5 protein-coding genes are annotated in these 3,331 nt (G+C 57.7%); 3 read left to right on the top strand and 2 right to left on the bottom strand.

Features of this window, described 5'->3' with window-relative positions:
- The first annotated feature begins 754 nt into the window (after window positions 1–754).
- Together csrA and fliW are read left to right on the top strand one after the other, a co-directional pair.
- On the top strand, window positions 755–991 hold the full coding sequence (gene csrA, locus EOL86_13065; protein ID NCD26504.1) for a carbon storage regulator: 237 nt from the start codon (window positions 755–757) through the stop codon (window positions 989–991).
- Window positions 970–1,437, top strand: coding sequence for a flagellar assembly protein FliW (gene fliW / locus EOL86_13060; protein NCD26503.1), 468 nt, complete (start codon window positions 970–972; stop codon window positions 1,435–1,437). The genes csrA and fliW overlap by 22 nt, the downstream gene beginning before the upstream one ends.
- Before the next feature lie 53 nt (window positions 1,438–1,490).
- On the opposite strand, the gene flgM is transcribed toward fliW, so the two are convergent.
- Both flgM and EOL86_13050 read right to left on the bottom strand, forming a co-directional pair.
- Complete coding sequence (gene flgM, locus EOL86_13055) at window positions 1,491–1,796, bottom strand: flagellar biosynthesis anti-sigma factor FlgM (protein ID NCD26502.1); 306 nt, start codon at window positions 1,794–1,796, stop codon at window positions 1,491–1,493.
- A 68-nt stretch (window positions 1,797–1,864) separates the two neighbouring features.
- Window positions 1,865–2,281 carry a hypothetical protein gene (locus EOL86_13050; GenBank protein ID NCD26501.1) on the bottom strand — a complete coding sequence of 139 codons (417 nt, stop codon included), beginning with the start codon at window positions 2,279–2,281 and terminating at the stop codon, window positions 1,865–1,867.
- Between the two features lie 199 nt (window positions 2,282–2,480).
- Here EOL86_13050 and EOL86_13045 point away from each other — a divergent pair, with 199 nt between their 5' ends.
- Window positions 2,481–3,329 carry an NAD(+)/NADH kinase gene (locus tag EOL86_13045; protein NCD26500.1) on the top strand — a complete coding sequence of 283 codons (849 nt, stop codon included), beginning with the start codon at window positions 2,481–2,483 and terminating at the stop codon, window positions 3,327–3,329.
- Window positions 3,330–3,331 lie beyond the last annotated feature (2 nt).

Below are 3,331 nucleotides of genomic sequence, written 5' to 3'. Positions count from 1 at the left end.
TGACCGGGGTGCGGAACCTGGGTTCGGATGTCAATGCCTTCGGCAAGGGCGTGTTCGACCACGACGTCATGGTCAGGATCGACAATGCGGGCGGTCTGGTTCTTGGTGACGGCACGGATATCGAGTATTCCTACAGCGCCGATGGTGGAGTGACCTGGGACATGGGGCACAAGGCCAGCAATGGCGCGACCAGCGTCGATCTGCTGGTTCCCGGCGGAGCCTTGGAACTGTCCCAGCGCGGGGTGAACGGCGATCTGGCCGAGAACGCCCAGTTCGTCATCCATCCCCACACGGCCGGTCATGATCTGGAAATTTCGGCCGGCCAGCATGTCCAAATCAACAATATTGGCTCCGAGATTTTTGGCGGTCATTATGCCGACGGCACGGACCCGATTTTCGCGGACTCCGATCCGGCCAAGAATATTTTTGTCACGGTCGGCAAGCTCGTGGCGGCCTTGGAAAACAATGATCAACAAGGCTGCGGCCAGGCTCTCGGCAATTTGGAAGTTTCCCAGGAATATTTTTCCACCCAGTTGGCTTCCGTGGGCGGGCGCGAGAATCGGCTCGAAGTGGCCGGAACCGTGCTGTCGGGGCTCAAGCTGAATCAGAAAGGCCGCATGAGCGCCATCGAGGACGTTGACTTGGCTTCACTGCTGACAGACTTGGCCAACCAGCAGATGTCGTACGAGGCGGTGCTCAAATCCTCGTCCATGATCATGAAAATGGGTCTCATCAATTACTTGTAAGGTGGCGCATGCTGATACTCTCCCGGCGTCCAGGGGAAAGCCTTCATCTGGGTGACGATATCAAGATCACGATCTTGAGCGTCAAGGGGCAGCAGATCAAGCTGGGGCTGGACGTGCCCGAGCACCTGCCCGTGTACCGCGAGGAGATTTACCGCAAGGTGCACGCCCAGAACGCTTCGGCCCTGGAACTCGACAACAACGACCTGATGGTGGCGGCAACATTATGGATAAAAGACACACGATAAACACACGCATCGGACCAGTGGTTGTCGAACCCGGCAAAACCATCCGCTTTCCGCGCGGCTTGATCGGATTCGAGCACCTGCGCGAATTCGTCCTGGTCGATTACAAACCAGGCACGCCGTTCCATTTTCTGCAGAGTCTGGAAAATTTGGGCATGGGCATGATGCTGGCGGATCCGTTTCCCTTTTTGCCCAAATACGAAATACGTCTGGGCGTGGCCGAGGAACGGATTCTCAAGGTGCGGTCCATCCGGGACTTGGTCATTTTGGTCAGCGTGACCGTGCCCAAGGGGAACCCCGAGGGGAGCACGCTCAATCTGGCGGGACCTCTTTGTGTCAATGTTCAGGAGCGGCTGGGGCTGCAAGCGCCCCAGGTCGATTTGTCCTGTCCGTCGCGGGTGTTGCTGCGGGATTTGGGTGGCACGGAGCGGTGTTTGGCAAATTCATGAAAAAGCCCGGAAGACGGGTGTTCCGGGCTTGATGTCGGGCGTTCGCGTGGATGTCATCCCCAAATATCCAGCTCTTGCTGGACCATTTTGGTCGCGATGTCCTGACTGTCGACCGCGTAGGCGCCCGAGGAGATCCTGGCCTTGATTTCGGCCACCTTGTCGGTTCGGACGCCTTCGTCAGCCTGGGCCGCGTTGAACATGGACGCCTTGAGACGTCCTTCGCCCGAAATGGAGATACGGTCCGAGCCTGCTGTCTGGGCCGCCTTGGATTTTTGCGTATCGGGACGCGACGATTCCAGGTGTTCCAGCCGGTTGGTTTCATAACCGGTGACAGGGGTGTTGATGGTGGAGATAGTCATGATCCGCTCCCGCCGGGAATGTGCCCCGACTCGGTTGGCCCACGGGAAATCCGGGGCGCTTCAGCTCGTTAGAGCATGGTTTCGTTGACTTTGTTCAGCGCCACGTCCCAAAGGCGCTGCATGAAAGCATTCTTTTCCCCGTTGGTCAATTCAGCGACGCCGTCTGGGGTATTGCGGAGAATCTGCAACCCGTCCCCGTTGGGCGGGTAGCGGAAGATTGCTTCGCCGCCCAGCTCCTGGGAAAGCTGTTGCTTGATTTCAATGACAACCGGGTTCGTGCTCTCCGAGCCGATAAGGTTATCCACGATCTCCCGGGTCACCTTTTCGACCATCTGGCGCCGCTTGGCTTCTTGAGAGATGGACACAAAGTCCCCTTCCCCGGCGCGGTTCATGTATTTTTTGAACCTGGCTATGCGGCGGCCGGCGTCGAGGTGCTGGTCGTAGGTACGCAGCACGTTTTTGACGAGAAAGGGGTTCACTGTCACGGGATTCTCCTCTTACTTGTCCTTATCGGCCGGGGCGTGCATTTCTTTAGGGCAATTTCCGGCCACGACAAAAAAATAAAATGAGCAACATCGGGATGTTATTTTTTTCGGCAGATTTTGTCGTCCTGATTCCGGATGGTTGCGCCGGGGAGGGCGCCGGCTCCTTGAATCCCTATTCTCTTTTGCATACACTGCGCAAATGAGCTCCCTTATTGTAAAAATCGTCATCGCCTACACGACCGGCAACGAGCTGGCCCGCGACATGGCCGTTCAGATCCGGGCTTGGCTGGAAACCGAAGGGCGGGAAGCCCGCATCGTCGAATCCGCCAAGGACGCTGTCCACTGCACCAGTACATGGGAAAATGTCGACATGATCCTGACCTTGGGCGGGGACGGAACCATGCTCGGCATTGCCCGGGCCGTCCAGGATCTGGGGATTCCCATCCTGGGGTTGAACCTGGGCAAGGTCGGTTTTTTGACGGAGATTTCTCCGACGGATTGGCGGGCATCCCTGACCGAGATTTTGCATGGCGAATTCGCCATTTCCTCGCGTCTGGTCATCAGTTTCAGTGTGTTACGACGCGGCAAGGAGCATTATCGAGGCTGCGCGGTCAACGATCTGGTCATCAGCTGCGGCAGCCTGGCGCGCATGATCCGCCTGGATCTATGGTATGGCAGCGACCATCTTGGCACGGTACGGGCCGATGGCATGATCGTGGCCACGCCCACGGGGTCGTCAGGGTATTCCATTTCCGCCGGCGGACCGCTCATTTATCCGGAACTGGATGTTTTTGCCCTGACGCCCATCTGCCCCTTTTTGCATGCCTTCCGGCCCATGGTTTTACCCTTCGAGAACGATTTGCGCATTCTGGTGCTGGAAGCCGTGTCCGATGTGTATCTGACCCAGGACGGCCAGACCGGCGTGGTTCTGGCCCCCGGCGACAATGTCATCGTGTCCAGGGCGCCCAAGCGCCTGCAGTTGATCCGCCCGATACATTCGCACTACGCGCACAAACTCAAATCAAAAGGTTTTATCCGGGAGAGCTGATG

The organism is Deltaproteobacteria bacterium (assembly GCA_009930495.1).
Taxonomy (GTDB): domain Bacteria; phylum Desulfobacterota; class Desulfovibrionia; order Desulfovibrionales; family Desulfomicrobiaceae; genus Desulfomicrobium.
This window is presented reverse-complemented; position numbering and strand designations above follow the sequence as displayed.